The 25,347-nt window shown below is 52.5% G+C and carries 22 protein-coding genes; 4 read left to right on the top strand and 18 right to left on the bottom strand.

What is annotated here, in order from left to right:
* Positions 1-82: 82 nt before the first annotated feature.
* From EDM56_RS01620 to EDM56_RS01670, 11 genes are all read right to left on the bottom strand, one after another.
* On the bottom strand, positions 83-2,092 hold the full coding sequence (locus EDM56_RS01620) for a response regulator (RefSeq protein ID WP_246009219.1): 2,010 nt from the start codon (positions 2,090-2,092) through the stop codon (positions 83-85).
* Positions 2,046-2,855: a CheR family methyltransferase gene (locus EDM56_RS01625; protein ID WP_122916130.1), complete on the bottom strand. Its 810-nt coding sequence runs from the start codon at positions 2,853-2,855 to the stop codon at positions 2,046-2,048. Before EDM56_RS01625 ends, EDM56_RS01620 begins: the two co-directional genes overlap by 47 nt.
* 60 nt (positions 2,856-2,915) lie before the next feature.
* Positions 2,916-5,606 (bottom strand): response regulator, encoded by a 2,691-nt coding sequence (locus EDM56_RS01630; RefSeq protein ID WP_183192250.1) that lies wholly within the window; start codon positions 5,604-5,606, stop codon positions 2,916-2,918.
* 152 nt (positions 5,607-5,758) lie between these two features.
* Positions 5,759-6,208 (bottom strand): zinc ribbon domain-containing protein, encoded by a 450-nt coding sequence (locus EDM56_RS01635; RefSeq protein WP_122916132.1) that lies wholly within the window; start codon positions 6,206-6,208, stop codon positions 5,759-5,761.
* A gap of 165 nt (positions 6,209-6,373) precedes the next feature.
* A complete protein-coding gene (locus EDM56_RS01640; RefSeq protein WP_122916133.1) occupies positions 6,374-7,117 on the bottom strand; it encodes an amino acid ABC transporter ATP-binding protein in 744 nt (247 codons plus the stop codon).
* 15 nt (positions 7,118-7,132) lie between these two features.
* Positions 7,133-7,792, bottom strand: a complete 660-nt coding sequence (locus tag EDM56_RS01645; protein WP_122916134.1) for an amino acid ABC transporter permease — start codon at positions 7,790-7,792, stop codon at positions 7,133-7,135.
* Between the two features lie 204 nt (positions 7,793-7,996).
* The gene (locus EDM56_RS01650; protein ID WP_425456269.1) at positions 7,997-8,737 is read right to left on the bottom strand and encodes an amino acid ABC transporter substrate-binding protein; all 741 of its coding nucleotides are present in this window, start codon (positions 8,735-8,737) and stop codon (positions 7,997-7,999) included.
* A 279-nt stretch (positions 8,738-9,016) separates the two neighbouring features.
* Positions 9,017-10,243: an RtcB family protein gene (locus EDM56_RS01655; RefSeq protein ID WP_122916136.1), complete on the bottom strand. Its 1,227-nt coding sequence runs from the start codon at positions 10,241-10,243 to the stop codon at positions 9,017-9,019.
* Complete coding sequence (locus tag EDM56_RS01660; protein WP_122916137.1) at positions 10,240-11,826, bottom strand: limonene hydroxylase; 1,587 nt, start codon at positions 11,824-11,826, stop codon at positions 10,240-10,242. The genes EDM56_RS01655 and EDM56_RS01660 overlap by 4 nt, the downstream gene beginning before the upstream one ends.
* Before the next feature lie 5 nt (positions 11,827-11,831).
* Entirely contained in the window at positions 11,832-12,620 is a 789-nt protein-coding gene (locus EDM56_RS01665; protein WP_122916138.1) for a nucleotidyltransferase domain-containing protein, read from the bottom strand.
* 12 nt (positions 12,621-12,632) lie between these two features.
* On the bottom strand, positions 12,633-14,138 hold the full coding sequence (locus tag EDM56_RS01670; protein WP_122916139.1) for a TROVE domain-containing protein: 1,506 nt from the start codon (positions 14,136-14,138) through the stop codon (positions 12,633-12,635).
* Positions 14,139-14,617: 479 nt separating this feature from the next.
* Here EDM56_RS01670 and EDM56_RS01675 point away from each other — a divergent pair, with 479 nt between their 5' ends.
* The 4 genes from EDM56_RS01675 (at position 14,618) to EDM56_RS01685 (ending at position 18,713) form a co-directional block, all read left to right on the top strand.
* A complete protein-coding gene (locus EDM56_RS01675) occupies positions 14,618-15,931 on the top strand; it encodes a helix-turn-helix transcriptional regulator (RefSeq protein ID WP_122916140.1) in 1,314 nt (437 codons plus the stop codon).
* Positions 15,918-16,724, top strand: a complete 807-nt coding sequence (locus EDM56_RS01680; RefSeq protein ID WP_122916141.1) for a WYL domain-containing protein — start codon at positions 15,918-15,920, stop codon at positions 16,722-16,724. Before EDM56_RS01675 ends, EDM56_RS01680 begins: the two co-directional genes overlap by 14 nt.
* A gap of 75 nt (positions 16,725-16,799) precedes the next feature.
* Positions 16,800-16,925, top strand: coding sequence for a hypothetical protein (locus EDM56_RS32025; protein ID WP_281274931.1), 126 nt, complete (start codon positions 16,800-16,802; stop codon positions 16,923-16,925).
* Between the two features lie 123 nt (positions 16,926-17,048).
* Positions 17,049-18,713, top strand: a complete 1,665-nt coding sequence (locus EDM56_RS01685) for a ribonuclease J (protein WP_281274932.1) — start codon at positions 17,049-17,051, stop codon at positions 18,711-18,713.
* Positions 18,714-18,777: 64 nt separating this feature from the next.
* On the opposite strand, the gene EDM56_RS01690 is transcribed toward EDM56_RS01685, so the two are convergent.
* The 7 genes from EDM56_RS01690 to phaQ form a co-directional block, all read right to left on the bottom strand.
* The gene (locus tag EDM56_RS01690; protein ID WP_122916143.1) at positions 18,778-19,026 is read right to left on the bottom strand and encodes a hypothetical protein; all 249 of its coding nucleotides are present in this window, start codon (positions 19,024-19,026) and stop codon (positions 18,778-18,780) included.
* Between the two features lie 185 nt (positions 19,027-19,211).
* Positions 19,212-20,651 carry an NAD-dependent succinate-semialdehyde dehydrogenase gene (locus EDM56_RS01695; protein ID WP_122916144.1) on the bottom strand — a complete coding sequence of 480 codons (1,440 nt, stop codon included), beginning with the start codon at positions 20,649-20,651 and terminating at the stop codon, positions 19,212-19,214.
* A gap of 54 nt (positions 20,652-20,705) precedes the next feature.
* Positions 20,706-21,851: an iron-containing alcohol dehydrogenase gene (locus EDM56_RS01700; protein ID WP_122916145.1), complete on the bottom strand. Its 1,146-nt coding sequence runs from the start codon at positions 21,849-21,851 to the stop codon at positions 20,706-20,708.
* A gap of 128 nt (positions 21,852-21,979) precedes the next feature.
* Positions 21,980-23,584, bottom strand: coding sequence for a sigma-54 interaction domain-containing protein (locus tag EDM56_RS01705; RefSeq protein WP_122916146.1), 1,605 nt, complete (start codon positions 23,582-23,584; stop codon positions 21,980-21,982).
* A 129-nt stretch (positions 23,585-23,713) separates the two neighbouring features.
* Positions 23,714-24,454, bottom strand: a complete 741-nt coding sequence (gene fabG, locus EDM56_RS01710; protein WP_122916147.1) for a 3-oxoacyl-ACP reductase FabG — start codon at positions 24,452-24,454, stop codon at positions 23,714-23,716.
* A 10-nt stretch (positions 24,455-24,464) separates the two neighbouring features.
* Positions 24,465-24,917 (bottom strand): hypothetical protein, encoded by a 453-nt coding sequence (locus tag EDM56_RS01715; protein ID WP_122916148.1) that lies wholly within the window; start codon positions 24,915-24,917, stop codon positions 24,465-24,467.
* Positions 24,895-25,344 carry a poly-beta-hydroxybutyrate-responsive repressor gene (gene phaQ, locus EDM56_RS01720; RefSeq protein WP_122916149.1) on the bottom strand — a complete coding sequence of 150 codons (450 nt, stop codon included), beginning with the start codon at positions 25,342-25,344 and terminating at the stop codon, positions 24,895-24,897. The genes EDM56_RS01715 and phaQ overlap by 23 nt, the downstream gene beginning before the upstream one ends.
* Positions 25,345-25,347: the final 3 nt, after the last annotated feature.

Consider the following 25,347-nt stretch of genomic DNA (forward strand, 5'->3'; position numbering starts at 1 on the left):
GCCCTCTATTTAACCGCATTGCGCCAGCAAATCTCAAGTGGCTCGAACACTTGCGTGCACTTTCGATCTTCCGGCCGCCCTCTTATTCGTCCTGCGGAATCGGCAGCCGAACCGTAAAGACGCTCCCTTTGCTGCTGGAGCTGACCTCAATTTTGGCATGGTGCCGATTGGCGATGCTGTAGCAGACCGCCAGGCCCAATCCCGTCCCCTGTTCTTTGGTCGTGAAAAAAGGCGTCCAGATTTTCTCCAGCAGCTCCTCTTGGATCCCGGGTCCTTCATCGATGATTTCCAGTACGACTGCATTGTCCTTGGGATACATTTTGATCGTCAGTGTGCCATCCGTCTCCATGGCCTCCAAACCGTTCAAAGCAAGATTGAGAAACAATTGGCACATTTCTTTTTCGTCCAGATCGACGGGTGGGCACTCGTCTAGCATCGTCTGCAGGTTTTTCCCCGCCAAGGATGCTTCCGCCTGTACAAGTGGCAACAACGGATCGATCACTTGAAAGAGATTTTTCCGCTGCAAATCGTTGGTTTTGTTTTTCGCCAAAGTAAGAAATTCCGTTATAATCGTGTTCGCACGGTCCAGCTCGGTGATCATAATATCGAGGAACGGCTTCACAGCGCCGCCATCCTGCTTTTTCCCGAGCTGCAAAAAGCCGCGGACCGTTGTCATCGGATTGCGTATTTCATGCGCGATGCCCGCCGCCATTTCACCAATCAGGTGGAGGCGGTCCAGCCTGGCCATTTCCTTTTCCAAATACACGCGCTCCGTAATATCCGTGATGACGCTGAGCACGCATGACACACCATGCACGTTGATGCTTTCCGTGGATAAAAGCCCGTCACGTACCTCTCCGGCTTTGGTAAGGAAATGTATGTTCACATTCCGGAAGGCGTCATACAGGTCGATCGCCTTGTCCGCGTACCGCTGCTTGAGGGATGGCGCCTGGATGATGCGGTCACTTGCACAATTTTTGACTTCCTCATAGGTGTAGCCCGTGTAATCCAGCCAGCTTTGATTCACGTCGATGTAGCGGCCGTCTACGCACGAGCGAATGGCGATCAGGCAGGGACTCGCCTGAAAGTTTTTTTGGAACAGCTCCTGCGACAAACGAAGCTCTTGTGTCCGCTCGCTCACGAGGCTCTCGAGTTCTTGGTAATAGCGTCTGCGCTCCGCTTCGAACTGCTTTCGTTCCGTTATGTCGCGGATGGAGCAGACAAAGATGTGCTGCTGATGGACAGTCGCTTTGCCCACCTGCAAGTCAATCGGAAAGGACGTCTGGTCTTTTCGGAGCCCGCATGCTTCGATCATGCCTTCCTGCAGACCCTCCGCTATGTCCCCCTCCCATACGAGCAGCTTGCCGATCGGCTCATGGAGCACCTCTTGCAACGAATATCCAAACATCGGCTCCACGATCGGATTGCTGGATAAGATTGCCCCTTTTTCATCCAGTGTCAAAATGGTATCCGCCGACGTCTCCACGATCGTCCGAGAGAGCGCTTCGCTCTTTTGCAGCTCAAGCATCGCCTGCACGTACCGGTAGTTGGCGTTCTGCAATTCCAGCGTACTGAGATGAAGCATTTGGCGCTGGTGTTCGATTTGCCGCTTTTTCCGGTAGAGCTGGACGAACTGCTCCACCTTCATTTTTAGCGTATTGGAATGGAACGGCTTGAAAATATAATCGATCGCTCCGGCCGCATATCCTTGCTCCACATGCTCATTCGCTTTGCTGATCGCTGTCACGAAGATAATCGGGATATGGCGGGACCGTTCCCGCTGCTTGATCAATTTGGCCGTTTCGAACCCGTTCAAGCCCGGCATCTGCACATCGAGCAGGATCAGAGCGAACTCCTCTTTCAAGACCCAGCGCAGCGCCTCCTGCCCCGTCTGAACACTGACAAGACGGTAGTCAGGCGAATCGAGCACAGCTTCAAGCGACATCAGATTTTCTGGACGGTCGTCTACCAGTAAAATATTAACCGGCTTGTCCCACTGTTCGTCTCCACTGCCCGTCTGCTCAAGGGAAATCAGCTTGCGGCTGTCACTTGATTTTCCGGTAGAGTTTCTCCGTTCTGTCCACTTCTTCATAGCGATCTGCATATCGTGTAAATGCAACTCCTTCCTTATCCCCAAGACCCAGAAAGCCGTCTGTGCAAAGACTGTCATACATTAATTCGTGAACATGGTTCTGAAGGCTCTCATTGAAATAAATCATGACATTGCGGCAAATGATCACATGAAACTCGTTGAAAGAACGGTCCGTGACAAGATTGTGCTGCCCAAACACCATGTACTCTTTTAAAAAAGGCTCAAAAGAAACCGTATCGTTTTTGACGCTGTAGTATTCCGAGAACGCCCGCGTCCCCCCAGCCTGCATGTAATTTTTCGTATAGAGCTTCATTTTCTCGATGGGAAAGCTGCCTATTTTGGCCCGCTTTAGCACTTGCTCGCTCATATCGGTTCCATACAGCCGTGTTTTTTGCAAAAGTCCTTCCTCGTGAAGCAAAATCGCCATAGAAAACACTTCTTGCCCCGTCGAGCAGCCGGCATGCCAAATCCGGATAAACGGAAGCTCGCGCAGGGCGGGTACAACGTTTTGGCGAAAGCTAAGAAAAAAGCCCGGATCGCGGAACATCTCGGTTACATTGATCGAAAAATCAGCGACCAGCTTGTCCAATACTTTGGGATCGTGCAAAACTTTTTCCTGCAGCCCCGAAACGGTCTGGAGATTTTCAATTCGCATACGGTGCCTGATTCTGCGCCGAATGGAAGAATAGGTGTAGTTGCGATAATCATAGCCATATTGTCGATAGATCCCTTCCAATAACAACCCAATCTCAATCTTCTCCAACTCATCGCTTATCTCTGGCCCAAGCGCAGCGCGTCTCTCGTTTCGAATCGCCGCTCCCTCCTATCGATACAGCCATACCCGCATCAGCGAGATCAGTTGCTCGACATTGACCGGTTTGCTGATATAATCGGAAGCCCCCGCTTCCATGCACTTCGCCCTGTCATGCTTCATCGCTTTTGCCGTCAAGGCGATGATCGGCAATTTATGAAAACCCGGATCGTTGCGGATCGCTTCAATCGTCTCGTATCCGTCCATCTCAGGCATCATGATGTCCATCAGCACGATGTCAATGAACGGATTTTCCCGGAGCACCTGGATGCCTTCACGTCCATTTTCCGCGAAGAAGACATTCATCCCGCGCTCCTCCAAAGCGGCCGTGAGCGCGAAAATATTGCGCATATCATCATCGACAACCAGCACATTTCGCCCCGTCATGCCTTCCTCACGGCCTGTAGCGACATCCGTATCCGTCTGCTCGGCTACGCCCGCCGCAACCGGAGCGAGCATATACGCGTCCGCATCCAGCACAACTGACTCTGCCTTTCGTGATAGCGGCAGATACAGCGTAAAGCTGCTACCGATTCCCTCGACGCTCGCCACCTGGATGAAGCCGCCCAACAGTCGCGCCATCTCCCGACTGATCGAAAGTCCCAGCCCGGTTCCGCCGTATTTGCGGCTCGTGGTACCATCCGCCTGTTGAAACGCTTCAAAAATAATCTCCTGCTTGTCAGACGGAATGCCGCAGCCGGTATCGCGCACCAAAAACGCCAGATTGCTGCCCTCAGCCGATTCCTGCAGGCTGATTTGGAAGTGAACGCTGCCAGTACTGGTAAATTTGAAAGCGTTGGATAAAAGGTTGGTGATGATTTGCTGCAGCTTCTGCTCATCGGTCTCGAATGAATGCGGCAGCGTGCCATCCATTGCGACGGTGAATGCCAGCTGCTTCTGCTGAGCCATCGGCCGGAAGCTGCGCTCTATGTAATCGAGAATCTCCTTCAGCTTCAGCTCTGCAAGATGAATCTCCATTTTTCCGGACTCCACTTTGGTCAAATCGAGAATGTCATTAATCAAAAGCAGCAAATTATTGCCGGACGAATAGATCGTGTTGGCGAATTCGACCTGCTTCTCCGTCAGGTTGTGCTCTTTGTTTTCCGCCAAAATTTGCGCGAGAATGAGCAAGCTGTTGAGCGGCGTCCGCAATTCATGCGACATATTGGCCAAAAACTCTGATTTATACTGGGAAGCTTGCTTAATCTGCACCGCGTTGTCCTCAAGCTCTTCTTTGGCCTTTTCCAGCTCTTTCGCCTTCGACTCCGCGCTCTTGTACTGATCCTCCAGCTTTTCGTTGATGCTGCGCAGCTCCTCCTGTTGCAAGCGCAGCTCTTCTGACTGACTTTGCAGCTCCTCGGTCAATGTCTGCGATTCGCGCAGCAAGTTCACCACTTGCATATGCTTGTACATGCTGCTGAATATCGCACCGATGCTGCTCGTAATCTCATGCAACAGGTTTTGCTGCAGCGGGCTGAACTCATACAGAGACGCGATTTCCAATACCGCCAATACCTTTCCTTCATACGGGATCGGCAGGATAATCAGCGTGGTCGGCTCCAGATTCCCCAGCGCCGAGCCGATTTTGAAATAGTTCGGCGGAATTTGGGACAAATAGATCGGCTTGTTTTCCAGGGCACATTGCCCAATCATCCCTTCGCCCACATCGATCGTCTTCTCAGCCAACAGCTGCTTGTCGATGGCATACGTTCCCGATTTAACGAGTGTGATTGAGTTTACACTCCCCTCCCGCGTATACAAAACCCCATGACTAGCCCCCACCAACGGTGTTAGCTTGCTGATCAGAAATTGTGACAGCCGGCTGATGTCCTGGACTTCCTGACACCCCTTGGTGATTTCGGCAATTTGCGTTTTCAGCCAGTTGTGCTCCTGCATAGCCTCCTTGTATTCGTCCTCTTGATCGACATGGTCTTCCAGCGTTTCGGCCATCTCGTTGTAGGCTCTCGCGATTTCCCCGATCTCGTCCTTCGTTTTGACCTGCATGCGCGGCAGACTTTTGACATTGTCGAAAACGACGGAGGTGATTACCGAAGCGATCTCCTTCAAGCTCCTGTTGATCCCCCGGATGACCCAAGCGGCGATGATCAACCCGACCAGAACGCCCACTATGGTAAAGACGAACGCGATCATACGGATAAAATTGTATTTTTCCTTCGCGCTGGCATACGCCTCATCCATCAGCGTCTCCTGTATATCTCTCAGCTCATCCATTTTTTCGAACATGTCATCGCGTTCTGCCCGCATATCCCCATTGACCAACGCGATCGCTTGCTCCTTCTTTCCTGCTTTGACAAGCTCGATCACGTCATCGGCTTTCTGCTCATAGGCCGTGATTTCCTTGGTCAATTCCACCACATTCCGCCTAGCCTGCTCAATCAAAATTTTGTTTTGCAAAAATTGCATGGACTGCGTAATTTCGACCGTAGCTTGGTCATAGGCCCGCATGTCCGCGTCCACAGATTCTTTCGTCTCGTCCAAAACAATGCTGTTGATCCATCGGCTCATATTGTTTACGTTATTTTGAATCGAATTAACCGCCTTTAATTTGACATACCGATCATCAACAATTTCGTTGATGTTTTTGTTCAAATCGGTCAGGATGCTGGAGATGATTGCAAGCAGCACCAAGAGCATCATCAAAAATGCTCCAAATCCAACGAACATTCGCGTCTTGTATCGCATGAAAAGCTCCCTTCTCTTCCTTAACCTGATGACAAAATTATTGATAATTTTTAAAAATTCTCTACATAACCAACATGTCCTTGTCGAAAGCAGAAAAACCCGGACAGAAAAAAACAGCTGAATGCTGTAAGCACCCTCTGTCATACCGCTCCCTATGTCTCTTTGTTTTCGACCTCCGCTTTCACGATCTCGCTCGTCTCGCTTGATGGCGACTCTCTCAGCGTGACTTCAATGATTTCAGGCAGCTTGGCGAACGGATGGCCGCAAAACGGGCAAAATTTCGTATCCAGCGGTACCACCTTGCCGCATGTGCAGTCTTTTTCGTTGTTCAATTCCTTGAGCTTTCTGTCCAGCTCCTTGATTTCCACCTGAAGCTGGGCAATCTCCTGGCAAGCCGTCTCGACTGCAGGAGGAAGGGAACTCGTGCTGTCATGCTCATGCTCATATTGGCGATACACGATTCCGCCGATGAACGTCTGTTTTTCCTCTATCTGCTTTTGCGACGCCTGGATCTGCGCTTTAATGCGGTTTTGCTCCACTGCTGCCTTGGCCTTTTGCCCCGCATCATTGACGCCCTGCTTCAGCTTGTCGAAAATGCTCATACTGACCTCCTTGGCAAAATTGCGATCGTATGAACCGCTTTAGTGCCCATACATTACATGTGTATGATGTAAATGGGCCGTCTCTGTACGTTTCGAAATAAATCCAGGGAAAACTTTATGTGTAAAAAAAGGGACCGAAAGCCGGCGGCTTTTTCGTCCCTTTGGTTAAATCACGCGATTTAAAAATGCTTTTGTCCGATCATGCTGCGGGTTGTTGAACAGCTGCTCCGGCGTACCGGATTCAATGACCTCGCCGTGATCCATGAACATCACTTTGTTTGCAACCTCTTTCGCAAAGCCCATTTCATGCGTCACCACGATCATTGTCATGTGCTCAAGCGCAAGCTGTTTGATTACCTGCAGTACCTCCCCCGTCAACTCGGGATCGAGCGCCGATGTCGGTTCATCGAAAAGCATGATATCCGGGTTCATCATCAATGCCCGTGCGATGGCGACCCGCTGCTTCTGTCCGCCTGAGAGCTTGGCCGGAAACACGTCCGCCTTCGCTGACAAGCCCACCTTTTCCAACAGCTCCATGCTTTTACGGCGGATGTCCGCAGCTGCTTCACCTTTTACGACGCGAGGGGCGATCTCCAGGTTTTCGAGCACGGTCAAATGAGGGAACAAATTGAAATGCTGGAACACCATCCCCATCTTTCCGGTGATGCGCTTGATTTCTTGCGGGCTGGAATAGCTCCCGTCCTTGACCAAAAAACGGTCTTGTACCGCGATGCTTCCCCCGTTGATTTGCTCCAGGTGGACAAGGCTGCGCAGCATCGTGCTTTTCCCCGAACCGGATGGCCCGATCACCGCAACCACATCATTTTTCTCCACGTCAAACGTGACGCTTTTCAGCACGTCCAGATTGCCGAAAGACTTTTTCAGATTTGTAACTTGAATCATTGCCATATGTCAGCCAGTCCTTTATTCGAATGTAAACTTTCTTTCCAGCCATTTGAAAAACGCCGTCAATAGCAGTGTCATCAGCAAATAAATGACCCCCGCGATGAAAAACGGCACGATCGTGAAATCGCGGTTAACCGCCGTTTGCGCAAAATGCAGCAGCTCCGGCACGGCTACGGCATAGAGAAGTGCCGTATCCTTGATCAGCGTGATCGATTCGTTGGATACTGCCGGGAGGGCGATGCGGAACATTTGCGGCAGAATGATTTTGGTCGTCATCTGCCATCTGTTGAAGCCGAGCACCTGTGCAGCTTCATACTGCCCTTTGTCGATCGCAAGCAATCCGCCGCGGAAAATCTCCGCGAAATAGGCCGCGTAGTTAAGTACAAAGCCCAGACATGCCGCCACAAAGCGATCCATGACCAAATATTCGCCGACGAACGGAATAATCGGCAAGCCAAAGCAGATAAAGAGCAGCTGCAGCATCAGCGGCGTTCCGCGCATGACATAGATGTACGTATTGGCAAACCAGACGAGCGCCTTGTTTTTGCTGTTTGCCATCAGGGTGAACACAAATCCCAATGGGATCGACAGCACGACGGCAATCAAAAACAGCAGCACTGTCATTTCCGCCCCTTGCAGGAGGGGCATGATGATTTTTTGCAAGTATTCGAGGCTCATGTTCATTTGCTCCTATCCAAAAACTACGTAAACGTTCCTACACGATTAGAAAACCTGGCTACGCCAAGCTTTTGGCGGAGCCGCGGTTGCACTTATACTGGATAAGAATTTTATAAATTCTTATCTGTATTAAAAAAAACCAAACCGGACATGTGGTAGCCGTCCGGTTTTTATCGGTTGCTGCTTTCGTTCATCAAAAGATGCTTACTTCAGTACCTTGTCTTCCCCAAACCACTTCTCGGAAATTTTCGCTGCACTACCATCCTTGTTCAGCTCATCCAGCGCGGTTTGCAGCTTGTTCAGCAAATCTTCATTTCCTTTTTTCACGCCAACCCCGTACTCTTCCGGTGCGAGCGATTCATCGAGCAGCTTGTAGGTGTCTTTTTCTTTGGACATGTAGTATTCCGCAACGACCTCATCGATGACGACCGCATCCACACGGCCGATTTTCAGATCGGACAGCGCGAGCACGTTGTCAGGGAATTCGGTAACGTTCTTGATTTTGCCTTTGATTTCGTTGGCATCGAGCGCATCTGCGGCAGAGGAGAGCGATTGCAGGCCAACTACCTTGCCCGCCAAATCATCCAGCTTGCCGATCGGCGCGTTTTTCATCGTCATGATCACCTGGCTGTTTTTCAAGTATGGTTTGGTGAACAATACTTTTTCTTTGCGTTCATCCGTGATCGTGTAGCCGTTCCAGATCAGGTCGATCCGTCCGCTGTTGAGCTCGGATTCTTTCGCGGACCAGTCGATTGGCTGGAACTCAGCCTTATATCCCATTTTTTCTGCCGCTGCTTTGGCGTAATCAATATCAAAGCCGACCAGGTTATTTTGATCATCGCGGAAGCCCATTGGCGCGAATTTGTCGTCAACGCCGATGACCAGCTTCTTTTCGCCCGCCGGTGCGGAAGTCGAGGTGGAACAGCCGGTAATAATGGAAAGCATGAAGACCAATGCAAATGAAAGGGCTGCAAATTTTTTCATGATAATCCTCCTGAAAACGACGGCGCAGTGCGCCATTTTTTTGGTTCAGATACCTTTACTGTGGTAAAGCATTAACAAGTTATCATGATAGCATAGTAAATCCAAAGAGTCGAGTGGTTCTGGATTGTTTTTCTATTGCAAAAAATCCCTCCGCCGGATTCACTTCTCCAATGCGAAAAACCGCTTCCGATCATGTATCGGAAACGGATGTTTTTGCTTATCGTTCATTTCGCTACTGCATCAATCTTTGTATGGATCAAACTCATTGTCTCCTGCCATGCACACGCCGATCGGCTTCAAGACATGCAGCACATCGATGGTATCCCGATGAGCATCAAGCACCTCTTGCAGCTTTCGATAAACGAACGGACTTTCATCTGTGCCTGCTCCGCGCAGCTCCACACCGAAAGTGCGAACGGCATCGCGCATTTGCTCAGGTGTGATAAGCCCGCCAGAGCGTTTCCGTGTCTTCCAGTTCAGCTTGCCTGCCGCCTGCGTGCGGCTCATGATCCGTCCGGCACCATGCACCGTGCTGTAAAAGGCATCGCGGTTTTCATCGGTGTCTTTGCCTCTGACGATGACGGAAATGTCCCCCATGCTCCCGCCGATGAAACCGAGTTGACCCGGCGCGGATGGCGTCGCCCCTTTTCGTACGACGATTGCTTCCTTGCCACCGTGCGTCTCTTTCCACGCGTAGTTATGATGGTTGTGGACTTCAAAATCCGCTTCGGCCCCGAGGATGGCGAGCACTAGGTCAATCACGTAATCCCGTCCCGCATAAGCATATTGTCCGGCCAGCTTCATCGCGCGGTAATACATGTCGCCAAGCTCGCTTCCCATCTCCAGCAAAATCGGCGGCTGGTCCATCGATTCCCCCGGCGCATTGGCTGCAAACGGCCGGTTGTTCGCCAAATTCATGAAGCCGCTGGCCGTCTTGTGGCCGAAGCCCCGGCTGCCGAAATGATTGCCGATCCACAGACGGCCGGTACCGACTTCTTCAAACAAGTCGACATAATGATTGCCGCTCCCGACCGTTCCCAGCTGATCGCGGGCCAATGCCTTCAGCCTATCGTGCTCCTGCCTCCCGACCGCGGCATAGACCGACCAGTCCGGGTCGTAAAACAGCTCGTGATCAACCTGGTCTTTGTTTTTGCGTCCTACGCCAAAGGAAATGCGTTTGGCTATTTTATCCATGATTTTCGGCAGCTGTGGCGCGATGTCCGCCGCCTGCAGATTCGTTCGCACCGCCTTGTTGCCGCAACCGATGTCATAACCGACCCCCGACGGCGAAATTTGCCCGTCATACGCGATGACACCGCCGATCGGCTGGCTGTATCCTTTATGGTGGTCCGCCATCAAGAGAGCCTGCAGCACATTGCCATGCTCCGCGCATGTTTTCGCTTGTGCCAAAGCCCCTTGGTCCGGGTTCCCCCAGACGCGGACGTTGTTGATGGTTTGGTAGGTCATTTTGAATTCCCCTCATCGTTTTGCTGTAGTAATTTTTCGATTCGTTCCTTTACACCGTTGTCGGGTTCGTTGGTGGCTGCCTCAAGCAGATTTTCTCGTAACGTATCCGTCCAGCGGGCTGTCCAGCCTTCCAGCGCACGCAGCGCCATGTTTCGGTTATTCACGACAGGGCTTTTGAGGCCGGTTGTAATCAAAGTCACCCCGAGTCCTTCAAATCGATCTAGGCTCTGTAGCAATACACTCAATAGCCGATGCGGTTCAAACATAGGGCCAATCCCCAGCTCATCGGCCGATCCTGTTGCAATGCGAGACAGCGGCAATGCCTGTTCAGCGAAGCCGACTACCGCTTGCGCACGCTCCCTCTCATCTGTGTTCATCACTTCGAAGTATAACGTATGGTTTAACGGATCTTTTTGCAGCTGCTCGAACAATATCGGCCATATATCCCAACCAAGCGCTTTCCCTGCCCGTATCGCATCAAACCGTTCACCCGGGGCGCTTGATTGCAGCCCGCTTGAAATCTGATCGGTCCATTCTTTTCTCTCAATGATCGACCTGCATATTTCTTGAAGCGACTCTCTGTCCTCTGCTTTCCACCCGGTTTGGTAACGGCTTTCCCAGCGTTCCTCGTCTTGATTGAGGAAATCTACTAGATCAAAGAGTACCACCAGATGCGAAAGAGTCGAACACATCCGCTCCGCATGCCGCAGATACTGCTTCACCACAGTTGCTGCGTGTTCATAATCGTCGATGTCTTCTGCCGGTCCTCCAGAGAGCAGAGCCGTGATGATCCCGCCAGCTCCCTCGTATAACGCTGAATCTATCAGTTCGCTCTCTAATGCCAGATGCAGCTCTCCATTTCTCGCGCATATGCATGCCAAATACGCATCCATTACCTCATTGCGGAAGCCATTCCGTATCAGCCAGTCCTTTATTTCCGACGTTGCCGGTTCCAGCCTCTCCACCAGATGAATTTTTCCCCATCCCTTTGCAAAACGAGCCAGTTCGAATAGCTGCGAATTGGAGTCTTTCAAACTATTTTGAATCGCCACCGCGGCATAAAGCGTAAATTCATCGTGCTTCCCGAGCAACATCACCAATTGCTTGTGATGCTCCGTTTGAAACTGACCTAGAATGGCCATTCCCAATTTTACAACATTCCGGTCGGCACCGTGCTCTGCCATCCAGTATGCTTCATTATACAAATTTTCGAGAGAACCCCCCGGCTCTCTCAGCAACGCTTCAAGCAGAGGATCGATTAGCGACAGAAGGTCAACCTGCATCAACTTCACATAAGTCTCACGGCGTGTTTTATTGCCGGGCTTGCGACTCTGCTTGGCAATGAGCTGAACCAGTTCACGAACGTTCACCTCGCCATTGCTTCCCGCCACATGATGAGAAAAAGCGCCGTCCAAGCCACCCGCAACCCATCTGATTCCCTTACCGTCCCAAAACTCCTCGTCGTCTGGCAACGTGTTGTCCCGAAGATGCCCTGCTTCATCCATGTTGTTTTGAATGAATTCATAAATCGAGGACTTCCCCATCCAAGGATAAAGCGCCTCTCTTCGAAAAAAACGCAGCATGTCTCTCACTTCTCCCCCCAAATCTCTCGCAACGCCCCGCGAAACATCTCATCCAACGCCTGATCCTGATTCCCCGGCGCCGTCTCCAAGCAATTCGCCACCTTCTCGTAGTAGGCAATTCTCTCCAGAATAAAATCATGAATCAGCCCTAAGCGCGGCTCGAAATCCAGCTCATCGCCCGCTTTTTTGCGCGCCAAAAGCTCCTGGATCATCCCGTATAGCGCACTCTCCCGCGGAATCATCTCGTCTACCAGCTCGTCAAACGCCATCGGCGGCATGCTCCCGTGATTCTCGATCCAGCCGCACGCCAAGAGCGGTCTTAGCACGTAAAAGTACTTTTTGATCCGCACCTGCTCGCCCTGCAAATACTCCCGGAAGTTCCCACGCGCCATGTTAAGATAGTGATACATGCACGCTTTTGGCGAAAAGGCAAACACCGCTGCCGTGCGAATCTGTTCCGCCACCGAGGAGGATTCGGCGTATGTGATCGGCGATTGCAGCCATTCAAGTAGTGGCGGATTAGACTTTTTGAACAGGCGCAGCGCTTTTTTCAAATCCCAACCGTTGATGTCGAGCAAGTCGCTGATGGGCCGCTCGATGACATCCCGCTTGTCAAAAATGGACAAATACCAGTCAACAGGGCGCACGTACAGGAAGCGGACGTCGTAATCGCTGTCTTTGGACGGGAATCCCCATGCCCGGCTGCCCGACTCGCATGCGTATAAAATGCGGATATTCTCTTGTTGTTCAATGATGCGTAGTTCGTTTTGGATGATTGTCTTCAGGGCGGACATGTGGTACCCTCCTTAGCTTTTTGTCAGATTTATCGCGGCGATTTGCTCCACCATCGAGCCGTAGCCCTGCATCGTCTGGGCGATGTAGGGGAGCACGGTGTCGCTCCAGCCGTAAATGTAATGCGTCTGCCCATCCTGCGGCGGAACCATCGCATGATGGTAAGGCGCGATATCGACGATGAACGCTTGTGTGTGCGGATTGATTTTTTTCCGATAGGTTTGCAAATCACGGTAAAACGGGCTGCCCGTGTTTTGCTGCTCATCGGTGATGATAATGATGTGGTCGACCTTCTTCTTTTCGCGGAGCAGTTTTCGGACCGGTGCGCCGGTATCGGTTCCGCCACGTGTGTGGATGCGTTCGGCCTGGCTCATGATGCTGTCATAGCGAGACGGCTTGGCGTCCAACGCTTGGGTATCGAACAGCCAAAACAGAGAATTCCCCTTTGTTTTCTTATACAGACCGAGAGCAAATACCGACCCGATCTGCAAATACTCACCGTTCATCGATCCCGAGATGTCGAGAAAAATCGCGGTGTTCTCGTCCAGCTCCGGCAAATTGTCAAACGTCAGCTCCACCGCTAGGCGCAGCGCATCGCGAAGCCGCGGCTCCTCTAGCTGCTGGAACGCTTTTACGAAACGAAACGGTAAAATCTTCGCCTTTTGCAAGGACTCGCGGTCCGTCAGTCTGCCGACGGCATAGGCGAGATGCTCTTCGTTAGCAAATACCCCTGCGCGCGCCAACGTATTCAGGTGGCGCAATAGCGCAAAGGTCGGCATCTGGTACAAGAGCGCTTCCCACACAGCTCTTGTCGGTTTGATCGCGCCCGTCACCACCTCATAGGGCAGCTTCCCCGTTTCGATCCAGTGACTCTGCTCGGCTTCCGTCTTTGCCCGCTTCAGCCGCTCCAACGCTTCTACTTGTGGTATAACGGCGAGATTCGCTTCATGGCCGCGCAAATAGCGGAACAACGCTTGCTGCTTCAAATCGGCAGGCTTTGGATGAGCCGTCGCGATCGCGTCGCCCAAGCTGTAGCCGCGTCCCCGCCCGTTGTATTTCAGAGCCCAATACTCCGATACCCCGGACAAAAACCGGTTGATCTGCCGCTTTACCGCGCGCCCGCCTTCGCCACGTCCCATCCCTTGCAAAATCGTCAGGAAATCAGCCAAATCGGAAGGTATTTTCACCACGTCCAAAAATATCTGTGCGAACAAGTCGGGGCGGTGCGTCGACAGTACAGCCAATCCGTACAGCGGCTGCAACCGCATGAATCCTACGTTGCGAGCAAATACGAGAGCACGAGCCATGAACTGCGGATTTTGTTCCGCCATTAGATGGTGCAGCTGATTCGCCGTGGCCAACAATTCGGTTTGGTTGGCATAAAAAACAGATTGCAATGTATTTGTCAAAAGCGTCTGTACGTATTGCTCCTCAGCCGTACGCGCATATGCGGGAAATCCGTCAATGTTGCGATGGTCTGCCTGCTGCATGGAGTTGAACAGATTGCGTGCAAAACCCATGGATATGACCTCCTTACGGTTCGCATGAGTGCTCTTTTGAAAGACGGCGAGGAAAAAGGGAGAAGGGTGTTTGCAGGACTCGAACCTGCCATGAAGCCCGGGTGAAACAATGGTCGTTTTTAGACGAAGAACCCCTCTCCGGCGCCTCGCTCCCCTGCTTTTCATAAACCATCGAGGAAAAATGGTGGAAAGGTCGCGCTGCTCTACCAGTTGAGCTATCCCCCCGGCGGAGGGAGTTGGACTCGAACCAACAACAGGCCGTTTCAAAGACGAAGGAGCCCTTCCAAGCGCCTCGATGGTTTTGTTTACCGTGAAGCATTTCGATGCGTTCGCTTCACACTCTTATCATCGCGCACTTCCCCTCTGCCGAACATGGCAAAAGTATTACGACGAAAGATAACTTTTTCCATTTTCGCCATTTTCCATCTCCTGCTACAATGGGAAGCAGATTTGTGCTTAGCATGAAACGAGGTGTTCTGGTGGCAAAAGAAAGCTTCGATAAAGAAATCCAGTTTTTGCGCATGCTTGTCCTTGCAAGCGGCGCTTACAGCCGGCAGCAGTTTGCCGAGCGACTCGGAATCTCTGTACATACATTCGATAAAACGCTGCGCCGGTTAAAAGAGATCGTGAATGCCGTCTCCCTCCAGTTGCCCGAAGAGCAAGGCCATGAGTTCGACCGCGCGCTGCGCTTCAATTATTATGATTCGGCCGATCCCATGCTGCTTTTCCTCTACCGCGCCAAATCCGTCAAAGAGTCGGAAAGCTACCGTTTCTCCATGATTATCACGGCTTTGCAGACGCAAGCGTTGACCGCGATGGAACTGATGGACGTGTGCGCGCGGGATCTCCCGAGTGACTTCCCATTTCCCGATGAAAAAACGATCCGCTCCGACCTCAAATATTTGGAGGAAGTCGGTGTTATCCGGCGCGAGGAGGGCGGCCGCCCGTACCGTTACACGATCCACAACGGACTGATTGCGGATTTGAAAGACGACGAGCTGACGACGCTGTACGATTTCGTCGACGTCATGGCTAATACCCAGGTTCCCTCTGTCCAAGGCTACCTGCTGCGCGACAGTTTGAAAAAAGCGCTGCGGCAACGTGGCGTTCTACCTGAACGGATGGATCCGTTTTTGTACAAATACCATTACTACTCGCGCATTTTGGATGAGGCCCATCTGGGGATGTTGCTTCAGGCGATTCACAACCGACGTAAAGTGTCTTTTCTCTATTTTTCGCCGAAAACGAGCAAGCGCTATGCCTCACAAAACACCAACCCGCTATTTGAACGGCAAAGCGCAGGCAAGCAGGAGACCGTTTTGCCCCTGCAAGTGGTGTACGACCACCAATACGGCAGATGGTATTTGCTCGGCTATACACCGAGGCTCGGCATCAAGAAGTTTCGCATGGAAGGCTTGACCCAGATCGAAGAACAAGAAGCCGTTCCCGAAGAAGACTTCGCCCACAGGCTTGCACAGCTGGAGGACAAAACACGTTACAGCTGGCTCGTCGATACTGGCAATCCGGTACTGGTCAAAGCGCGTTTTTACCATCCGGAAGGGGCCCGGACCAATTTCGTCAAGGAACGGGTTCTTTTGCAAGGGCAATGGGGACGCATCGTGGAAGAAGACGCGGAGTCGTTCACCTATGAAATCTGGGTAAACGGCACAACGGAGATCAAGCCGTGGCTCCGCAGCTTCGGGTCGAGCTGCGAGGTTTTGGAGCCGCGCTGGCTGCGAAAAGAGTTCATCGCAGAGTGGAAGGAGATTCAGGCGTACTATGAATCTGTTTGAAAAGATTTTCAATTACCAGGTCATGTCCCGCTTGGACGAAACGGGCGCATTCACGATCACCTCGCATGAGCGGGCCTGGCTGAAAACGATGCTGGAGCATCCGGCTGCCTCAGACGCGTTTTCCGTAGAAACTCTTGAAAAACTGCGTGCGCTCTTACAGCCGGAGCAAAGCCTCGATCTGGGCGACCGATTCCGCGAAAAAGCGAAGAGCAAGGAAAAGCATGTCTACCACCTGCTCATCAGCCCAATCCGCCGCATTATGCTGGAGCAGGCGGGGATGCACATGACGTTTCGGACCAAAGACGGCCGTTTGCAAACCGAGCAGAGTGGCTTTCCTTACAAGCTGGAGTATTCCATGGTGAAGCGGGAATGGTATCTGCTTTGGTATCACCTGCGCCATCACACGCTGATGTCGACCAAGCTCCAAAATATCGCCTCCATCAGCCCACGCCCGCTCGAAGAACAAGTCACAGCGATCGTCCTAACCGATATCGCCAAAATCATCGAATCGCGCAAAGAAACCGCCGTGATCGAAGTCATTCCGCTGTACAACAAGGAACTCTCGCGGATTTTGTACGCATTCTCCTGCTTTGAAAAAGAAGTGGAGTATAGCGACGAGCGTGAAACATACCGGATCAAGCTGACTTTTCAGCTCGAAGAGCGCGAGTACGTTCTCTCCAAGCTGCGTTTTCTGGGCAAACGGGTCCGGATCCTGGAAGGCGAATACATGCGCAATCGGATGCTGGAATCAACATGGCGGGCATTGGCGAGGTATGGAAAGGACGAATCGTGAAATAACAATCAAAAAAATGGGAGACACTAACCCCTGATTCTGCCATCTATCATACAGAACGGAGGTTGACCCCACTTGGCTGGAAGAAAAGATGAAATGCTGCGCCGCAACGAAGCTTCTGAAAAAGAGCCATATGAAGCTGAAAAAAGAGACGGCTACGGGGACAAGAAGCTCGAAGGACCGAATCGCCCCGCCGAGTAACCGATGAAAAAGAGAAAGAAGCGAAGCGCGCACCTGCAGTCGCTTCTTTTTTTATTCGTAAAAAAACTGGCAATCCTGTACATACTAAAGCCAACCAGGACACAATTTGCAGGAGGGCTTCCTTTGACACATGCGCTTTCCATCTTCGCCTTGGGCGGGGTTTATGAGATCGGCAAAAACATGTATGGCATCCAATATGAGGATGACATCATTTTGATTGATTGCGGCTCCAAATTTCCCGATGAGAGCTTACTCGGGGTCGACTTGATTATTCCGGATGTTACCTACCTGCTGGAAAACCAGGACAAAGTCCGGGGCTTGCTGGTGACTCATGGCCATGAGGATCACATCGGCGGAATCCCTTATTTGCTCAAACAAATCGATATGCCCATATACGGCACGCAGCTCACGTTGGGCTTGATCGGGGCCAAGCTGAAAGAGCATGGCCTGCTGCAAAAGTCAAAGCTGACACCGATCGATTCAAAAGCGACCATCCGATTTGGCTCGCTCCACGTCAGCTTTTTCCAAACGAATCACAGCATCCCCGATTGCCTCGGCATCGTCTGCGAAACACCGGAAGGAACCGTTGTCCATACCGGTGATTTCAAATTTGACTTGAGTCCCGTGAACAATCAGACCCCGGACATTCACCGCATGGCGGAAATTGGCCAAAAGGGCGTGCTTGTCCTTCTTTCGGAAAGCACCAATGCGGAGCGTCCCGGTTTCACCCCCTCCGAAAGGCTCGTCGGCGACCATTTGCTTGAGGCATTCCGCAAAGCAGAGAAAAAAATCTTCGTGTCCACCTTTGCCTCCAATGTCTACCGTCTGCAGCAGGTAGTAGACGCGGCGGAGGCGACGAACCGAAAACTGACGCTCTTGGGACGAAGCATGGTCAATGTCGTGAAAATCGCTTCAGAGCAAGGCTACTTGCGGATTCCGGAAGGCATGTTGATGGAGTCCGAGGAAGCGGCCGAGCTCGATTCTGACGAGCTGGTCATTCTGTGCACAGGCAGTCAGGGAGAACCGATGGCCGCCTTGTCCCGCTTATCCACATCGAACTACCGGCACATCAAAGTTCAGCCCGGCGATACCGTCATCTTGTCCGCCACGCCGATCCCCGGCAACGAACGCAACGTGTCCCGGATCGTAGATAACTTGTTCATCCTTGGCGCCAAAGTCATTTACGGTTCCGGCAGCGTTACCGGCATGCATGTATCCGGGCATGGCAGCCAGGAAGAGCTGAAGCTGATGCTTACGCTGATGAAGCCCCAATACTTCATCCCGATCCACGGTGAGTACCGCATGCTCTATCAGCATCGATTGTTGGCGGAGGCGATCGGCATCGATCCGAACCACATCTTACTCCTCAACATCGGCGATGTAGTCGACATCCATAACTCGAAGGTCAAGCAGGAGCGCAAAATCCCTGCTGGAAATACGCTCGTGGATGGCTTGGGGATCGGCGATGTCGGCACGATGATCCTGCGCGACCGCAAACACCTATCTGAAGACGGCATCATGGTGGTGGTTGTCACGCGCAGCAAGGCGGATGGCAAAATTTTGACCGGCCCGGACCTTATTTCCCGTGGATTCGTCTATGCGCCCGAATCGGAAGAACTGATCGAGGAAGCAACACGGATCGCAACCGCCGCACTTCTCCGGCTGCAGGAAGAAAATGTGAACCAGTGGAACCGCTTGAAGCAAGGTATGCGGGAAGCTGTTGGGCAATTTTTGTATGAAAGGACCAAAAAACGGCCGATGATCCTCCCCATCATCATGGAAGTCTAGCGCATCGCCCATGAAAAAATACAGCCTTACCACCTAAGGCTGTATTTTTCTGTTGAAACGACCTTTACAGATTTTTGGTGATATGAGGCTTGCTGTAATGGCTGGTGCCCCCACCACCTACAAGCACACGTCCACCTTTTTTGAAAATGATCAACTTCCGCTGATTTCCTGCCAAGAGAACCGTTACCCGCGCATTGTCCGCAGTCGCTACATAGACCACATAGCCGTTGGAGATAAAGTTTTTCCACTTGCTATCGAATTCAGATCGGAGAACCCGATTCGAATAGACTTGATTCAATTTTTGTCCTTTCATCACGCTCACCCCCTCGTACTATCCTATGAATGGGCCGAATCGCTTGATATGGACGAGTTGCACGATTTTATCGTGGAAATGTACATTTGCTAGATTCTGCACATGGATTCTAGAGGCTCACTGCACAAAAAAACAGCGCTCATCACGAGCGCTGTCTCATTTCATTCCTACCGACTGCGTTTTGCTTAGAGCAGCTGCATGGAGACGTATTTCACTTCCAAATATTCATCGATGCCGTAGTGGCTTCCCTCCCGGCCCAATCCGCTTTCCTTCATCCCGCCGAACGGAGCCTGTGCCGTGGAAGGCGCACCGTCGTTGACGCCGACGATGCCATATTCCAGATTTTCAGAAAACCAGAACGCTTTGGTCAGCGACTGTGTGAAGACATATGCAGCGAGACCAAACGGCGTCTCATTGGCGCGTTTGACTGCTTCTTTGTCAGTCGAATAAGTGCTAACCGGCGCGATCGGTCCGAACGTTTCTTCCCGCATGCAAATCATGTCGTCCGTGACATCCGAGAGCACGACCGGATTCAGGAAATAACCGGTTGCACCCGCCAGCGCAGGCTCGCCATGGAGCGTGGCCCCTTTGCCGACGGCGTCCTCGATTTGGTGCCGGACCTTATTCACCGCTTCCTCATCGATCAGCGGGCCGACGTCCACCGCTCCGTCCAGCCCGTTCCCGACGGAAAGCGCTGCGGTCGCTTTGGTGAACGCTTCGAGGAACGTCTCTTTAATCGACTCGTGCACGAAAATGCGGTTGGCGCAGATGCATGTTTGGCCTGCATTGCGGAATTTGGACTGGATCAGACCGGCAACCGCAGCATCGATGTTGGCGTCCTCCGCGATAATGAAGGGTGCCAGACCACCGAGCTCAAGCGACACTTTTTTCATCGTTGCAGCGGCGTTGCGCATCAGCAACTTGCCGACCGGCGTAGACCCTGTGAACGTGACCTTCCGCACGCGGCTGTCTTCCATCCAGACATCGACGATCTCACCCGGCTTCGTCGTCGTGACGATGTTGATTACCCCTGCCGGAATGCCCGCTTCCTGTGCACATTCCACCAGCAGCAGCGCAGTCAGCGGCGTCTGTTCCGCAGGCTTGATCACAGCCGTGCAGCCTGCCGCCAGAGCCGGTGCGATCTTGCGTGTGATCATGGCAGCCGGAAAGTTCCATGGCGTGATCGCCGCCACGACGCCGACCGGCTGCTTTTGCACCAGAATGCGCTTGGAGCCGGACGAAGCGGGAATCGTCTCGCCGTATACGCGCTTCGCTTCTTCCGCATACCATTTGATAAAGCTGTTGGCGTACTGCATTTCGCCCTTCGCTTCCGCCAGCGGCTTGCCTTGTTCGAGCGTCATAACCATGGCGATTTCTTCCAGGCGTGCGTCGATCGCCTGATGCCATTTTTCCAGCAGGGCTGCCCGCTCATACGCGGTCGTTTTCGACCACGTTTCAAAAGCGGCATGTGCGGCGTCCACCGCCTGTTTCGCCCAGGCCACCGTGCCATCCGGAACCGTTCCGACCGTTTCCAGCGTTGCCGGATTGATCACCGGAAACGCCTTGTCCAGATAAACCCATTCTCCGTTTACATACATGCCTTTTTTCAATTCAGCTTGTTTCATGATGCTGTACCCACCTTTCCCTTTTGGCTGTTTTGCTCCGGCTGGTTGAACAGCTTAGTAAGCTGCCCGATAAATGTCTTCAATGTCTTTCTTCCGCAACGCGCGTGGATTGTTTTTCAAAAGGCGCGTCTGCTTCGTTGCTTCCTCCGCCATTTCGACGATGGCCGATTCCGGGATGTTGAACTCGCGTAGCGATTGCGGAATGTCGACATACCGGCACAGGCGGGTCATGGCCTCGATCGCTGCTTCCGCTGCTTGATCGGCATTCAGCCCATCAACGTTTTCGCCCAATGCCACCGCGACATCGCGCAGTTTTTCCAGGCATGCGATCTTGTTCCACTTCATGACATACGGCAGCAGCAGCGAGTTGCTGACGCCATGTGCCATATGGAAGCGTCCGCCGAGCGGGTATGCCAGCGCGTGCACAGCTCCTACCCCTGCATTTCCAAATGCAAGACCTGCCATCAAGCTTGCCGTGATCATGGCTTCACGCGATTCAATATTGTCAGGCGCCGCATATGCTTTCGGCAGATGGACCGCGATCAGCTTCATCGCGCCGATCGCCAATGCGTCGGTGACCGGGGAAGCGAACTTGGAAATGTACGCCTCAACCGCATGCACCAGAGCGTCGACACCACTCGCTGCGGTCACGCTTGGCGGGCACGTTAAGGTCATCAGCGGAGACACGATCGCAACGTCCGGCAGCAAATAAGGGCTTACAATCCCTTTTTTCACTTGCTCCTTTTTATCAGAAAGGATCGAAATGTTCGTCACTTCCGATCCGGTTCCAGCCGTCGTCGGAATCGCGATCAGCGGAAGGCCTGGTTTTTTGACCAGATTGGTTCCGACATATTGCTCGATGCTGCCTTCGTTCGTCGCCATCACTGAGGCCGCTTTGGCGATATCGATCGCGCTGCCGCCGCCGACTGCGATCAAGCCGTCATGGTTTCCTTCGCGGATCTTACGCAGGCAAAGGTCAACGATTTCAATCTCCGGTTCCGGATTCACATCCGAAAAAATCCCCGCACTCATCGGTAAAAGCGCTTCCACTTGCGCGACGACACCTGCCTGGATCAAAATGTTGTCCGTTACGATCAGCGGATGCTCCACACCCAGTCGGTCGATTTCGTCCGGGAGCACGCTGAGCGAATCGCGGCCCGTCACCAATTTATTAGCTGCAGCAAACGTTGATAGATTCAAGCTGGTATCTCCTTTCTGTTTCTGCTATCACACTTACGCAAGACCCATGCCAAGTCCAGAAAGCTTGCCAGATGTAAGCCTTCTCAAAAATCAGTACAAAAAAGCGAGTAGAAAACGAATCAAATCGATTAAAATGATTCGTTTTCTACTCGCATCTGCAGTTTTTTCATCTTTTGAACAATCGCGCTTTGGCTGATCCCCAGCGCTGCTGCTGCCCCTCTCGTCGTCCCGTGCTTTTGCAGCGCTTTTGTAATCAGCGAGCGCTCCACTTTCGCAACCGCTTCTTTCAAGGAAGCAGGCTCCGTTGACGGAAGCACCTGCTGGAGAATCGCTGGCAAATCGCCCACATCGATCGTATCGTGATAGGTCGTCACGACAAGCCGTTCGATCAGGTTGGCTAGCTCGCGAATGTTGCCCGGCCAGTTGTAGTTGGTCAGCCACTCGTAGCATTCCAGTGTCATCACTTTGTTCTCGTTATATTTTTCGTTGAATTTGGCCAAGTACGTCTCCAAGAGGGGGACGATCTCCTCTCTGCGCTCCCGCAGAGGTGGAACCTCAAACGTGACGATATTCAACCGGTAATACAAATCCTCCCGGAACAAGCCTTCCCTTACCCGCGCGGCTAAATCGCGGTGCGTCGCCGTGATGATCCGGACATCGACATGGCGCAGCTGTGTCGACCCGACGCGCATAAACTGGTTCTCCTCAACCACCTTCAACAGCTTCACCTGCACGTCCAATGGCAAGTCACCGATTTCATCGAGAAACAGTGTTCCGCGGTGCGCGCTCTCCAAAATCCCGACTTTTCCCTGCTTCAGTGCGCCGGTAAAAGCGCCTGGCTCGTAGCCGAACAGCTCCGATTCGACCAGATGGCTCGGGATCGTCGCGCAATTCAGCTCCATGAAAATCTCGCCATTCCGCGCGCTGCGGGCATGAATGTACTTGGCGATCATGCTTTTTCCGACACCAGTCTCCCCTTGCAGCAAAATTTTCGCCTCGGTCTTCGCCACCTTGTCCGCCAGCGTGAAAATCGGACGGGTCGCCGGCCCCAATACCACCTTCTCCAATCCTTCTTGATCAGGCTGAGGTACATCCGTCTGCATGCCTTGATGCCAGAGCCTCTGGCTGTCTAGCTCGTGCTTAAGCCGAATCAGCTCGGTAATATCTCGCACACAGCTGATCACGTATAAGATTTCGTGCGCGTCCGAAAAAATCGGCGTCGCCGAAACGATGATTTTGCGCTCGTTGCGGATCGTCTGGATCAAGGTGACCGGCCGCTTTGTCCGGATCGTCTCCAAAGAAGCCGAAACCGATATGATCCCTTGCTTGGTCAGCTGGCTCATATGCTTGCCCATCACTTCATCCGCATTGAGTCCGGTAATCCGTTGGTATGCTTGATTGATAAACAGGGTGATGCCAGCGCCATCGGTAATGTAGACGCCGTCATAGAGCGAGTTGAACACAATCTTGCACAACGGACTATGAAAAAATGCGTGGAGCTGCTCATCCGAACGGAATTGGGGCTCGAGGCTTTGCCGCGGGATTTCGGTAACGATGAACTCGCGGATCGGTCTCGTCAGCTCTCCCCGATGGACAGCGATCGCGATCGAATCGACGGTCAAATAGCCGATCATTTCGTTCGTTTCGCTGTAAACGGCCTGTACGCCATTCGTCCCTGGCGAAAAGTAGGCCAGCGCTTCTTCTACTGTCATCGTTGGGCGTAACGGATGCATCGATTTCCCTCCTCGCTGTCGTTCATTTGCTAGTCCCTTCATTTTACACGCTTTCTATGCGAAAAAGCGCGCTTCCACACAAAGCGGATGCGCGCTTACATTATATTGCGATTGAGCGGATGCTCACAATCAGAACGTAAGTCCCCCATCGACGCTCAGCACAACCCCGTTGATGAAGCTGGCATCATCAGACGCCAGGTACAGGTAAGCGTTGGCCACATCGTCAGGCTGGCCGAGCCGGCGCAACGGCGTTTTTTGTACCATCGAATCGAGCACCTTCTCCGGCACTTTTTCCGTCATGCTGGTCATGATGAAGCCGGGGGCCACCGCATTGACACGAATCCCTTTCGGCCCCAGCTCCTTCGCCCACGTTTTCGTCATGCCGATAACGCCGGACTTGGTCGCTGTATAGTTGGTCTGGCCAATATTGCCGTAGATGCCGACGACAGAAGCGGCATTGAGGATAACGCCGTATCCCTGTGCCAGCATGACCCGGCTGGCAGCTTGCGCGCAATAGAAGACACCGGTCAGATTGACAGCAATGACCTGGTCCCATTGGGTCGGGTCCATTTTCGCCAAAAAGCCGTCGCGGGTGATGCCAGCGTTATTCACCAGCACATCGATCCGCGAAAAGCGCGCGACGGTCGCATCCATCATATGCTGCACCTCGTGCAGGTTGGCGACGTTCACCTTAATGAATTCCGCTTCGCTTCCCAATTGGTGCAATGCTTTGACGGTTTCCAGCCCTTCATCCTCATCGTAGTCGGCGATCATCAATTTCGCACCGTTCTTGGCAAATAACAGCGCTGTCGCTCTTCCGATGCCGTTTGCCCCTCCGGTGATCAGTGCTACTTTATCCTGCAAGCGCATGGTATCGTTTTTACACTCCCCACAGCTTCTGGACATTGGTTTCCACCAGGCGGAAGAGAGCGCGCTGGTTTTGTTTGCTGGCTTGGACGAACTGCTCCTGCAGGCTCGTGAGCGACTTCAGCCGTTCGCCGCGCTGGGCGTCAGCCTTATCAAGCAGTTCCAGTGTAAACGTGAGCGGCGTTTGCACGATGGCTTGCGCTTGCGACACCACATTTTTTACTGCCTCGCTCTTGGCGAAAGCCGGTTGGTTCTCAAGCGCCTCCTGGTAAAATTGCTGAGCTTTTTCCCGCTGCTCCTTGAGCTCTTGCGTCGTGCTTTTCCACGTTTGGGTCAGCCATTCATCCTGCTTTTGCAGCTGGCTTTGGATCTGTGCCGTGAACGCTTCGTACGGCTGCCAGCATGCATTCACAAACGCCTCGCCCACAGAAAGACCTGTATCGTTAGCTTTCTCTTTCTGGCTCATCCTGATCACTCCTATTGGTTTGATTATGTTTCTCCACATGGGTCCCCTCTTTGCGGACGGGAAGCATGTAGAGGTCAAACATAGCGCTGTACATGTTGAAAAACTGGCTCAACATGCCCTGGTAACGCTGCATTTCATCGGCATACTGCTGCAAATACTGCTCGCCGATGTCCGTGAGGGAATAGAGTCGCTTGGCAGGTCCGCTTGACGTTGTGTCCCACTCGGAGTTGACATAGTTGTCTTTTTCAAGCTGGCGCATCGTGCGGTAAAAATTCCCTTGATCCAAGGTGAGAAAGCCGAGCGAGGTCAGCTGTTGCATCAAATCATAGCCATGGGCTGGCATGCGGCTTAAGAGCAGCAGGATATAGGGAAGCAAAAAGTTTTTCGGCGCTCCTGCCAGCCCGCCGGGTGTTTTTTCATTTGCCATCGT

It is taken from the genome of Brevibacillus fluminis (assembly GCF_003710825.1).
Lineage (GTDB): Bacteria > Bacillota > Bacilli > Brevibacillales > Brevibacillaceae > Brevibacillus_D > Brevibacillus_D fluminis.

What these genes read in the sequence shown, in the direction of transcription:
- EDM56_RS01620 (WP_246009219.1), bottom strand. Translation starts at nt 2,092, where the DNA reads ATGAAGAAGTGGACAGAACGGAGAAACTCTACCGGAAAATCAAGTGAC.
- EDM56_RS01630 (WP_183192250.1), bottom strand. Translation starts at nt 5,606, where the DNA reads ATGCGATACAAGACGCGAATGTTCGTTGGATTTGGAGCATTTTTGATG.
- EDM56_RS01635 (WP_122916132.1), bottom strand. Translation starts at nt 6,208, where the DNA reads ATGAGCATTTTCGACAAGCTGAAGCAGGGCGTCAATGATGCGGGGCAA.
- EDM56_RS01640 (WP_122916133.1), bottom strand. Translation starts at nt 7,117, where the DNA reads ATGGCAATGATTCAAGTTACAAATCTGAAAAAGTCTTTCGGCAATCTG.
- EDM56_RS01645 (WP_122916134.1), bottom strand. Translation starts at nt 7,792, where the DNA reads ATGAGCCTCGAATACTTGCAAAAAATCATCATGCCCCTCCTGCAAGGG.
- EDM56_RS01650 (WP_425456269.1), bottom strand. Translation starts at nt 8,737, where the DNA reads ATGCTTTCCATTATTACCGGCTGTTCCACCTCGACTTCCGCACCGGCG.
- EDM56_RS01655 (WP_122916136.1), bottom strand. Translation starts at nt 10,243, where the DNA reads ATGACCTACCAAACCATCAACAACGTCCGCGTCTGGGGGAACCCGGAC.
- EDM56_RS01660 (WP_122916137.1), bottom strand. Translation starts at nt 11,826, where the DNA reads ATGCTGCGTTTTTTTCGAAGAGAGGCGCTTTATCCTTGGATGGGGAAG.
- EDM56_RS01665 (WP_122916138.1), bottom strand. Translation starts at nt 12,620, where the DNA reads ATGTCCGCCCTGAAGACAATCATCCAAAACGAACTACGCATCATTGAA.
- EDM56_RS01670 (WP_122916139.1), bottom strand. Translation starts at nt 14,138, where the DNA reads ATGGGTTTTGCACGCAATCTGTTCAACTCCATGCAGCAGGCAGACCAT.
- EDM56_RS01680 (WP_122916141.1), top strand. Translation starts at nt 15,918, where the DNA reads ATGAATCTGTTTGAAAAGATTTTCAATTACCAGGTCATGTCCCGCTTG.
- EDM56_RS01690 (WP_122916143.1), bottom strand. Translation starts at nt 19,026, where the DNA reads ATGAAAGGACAAAAATTGAATCAAGTCTATTCGAATCGGGTTCTCCGA.
- EDM56_RS01695 (WP_122916144.1), bottom strand. Translation starts at nt 20,651, where the DNA reads ATGAAACAAGCTGAATTGAAAAAAGGCATGTATGTAAACGGAGAATGG.
- EDM56_RS01705 (WP_122916146.1), bottom strand. Translation starts at nt 23,584, where the DNA reads ATGCATCCGTTACGCCCAACGATGACAGTAGAAGAAGCGCTGGCCTAC.
- fabG (WP_122916147.1), bottom strand. Translation starts at nt 24,454, where the DNA reads ATGCGCTTGCAGGATAAAGTAGCACTGATCACCGGAGGGGCAAACGGC.
- EDM56_RS01715 (WP_122916148.1), bottom strand. Translation starts at nt 24,917, where the DNA reads ATGAGCCAGAAAGAGAAAGCTAACGATACAGGTCTTTCTGTGGGCGAG.
- phaQ (WP_122916149.1), bottom strand. Translation starts at nt 25,344, where the DNA reads ATGGCAAATGAAAAAACACCCGGCGGGCTGGCAGGAGCGCCGAAAAAC.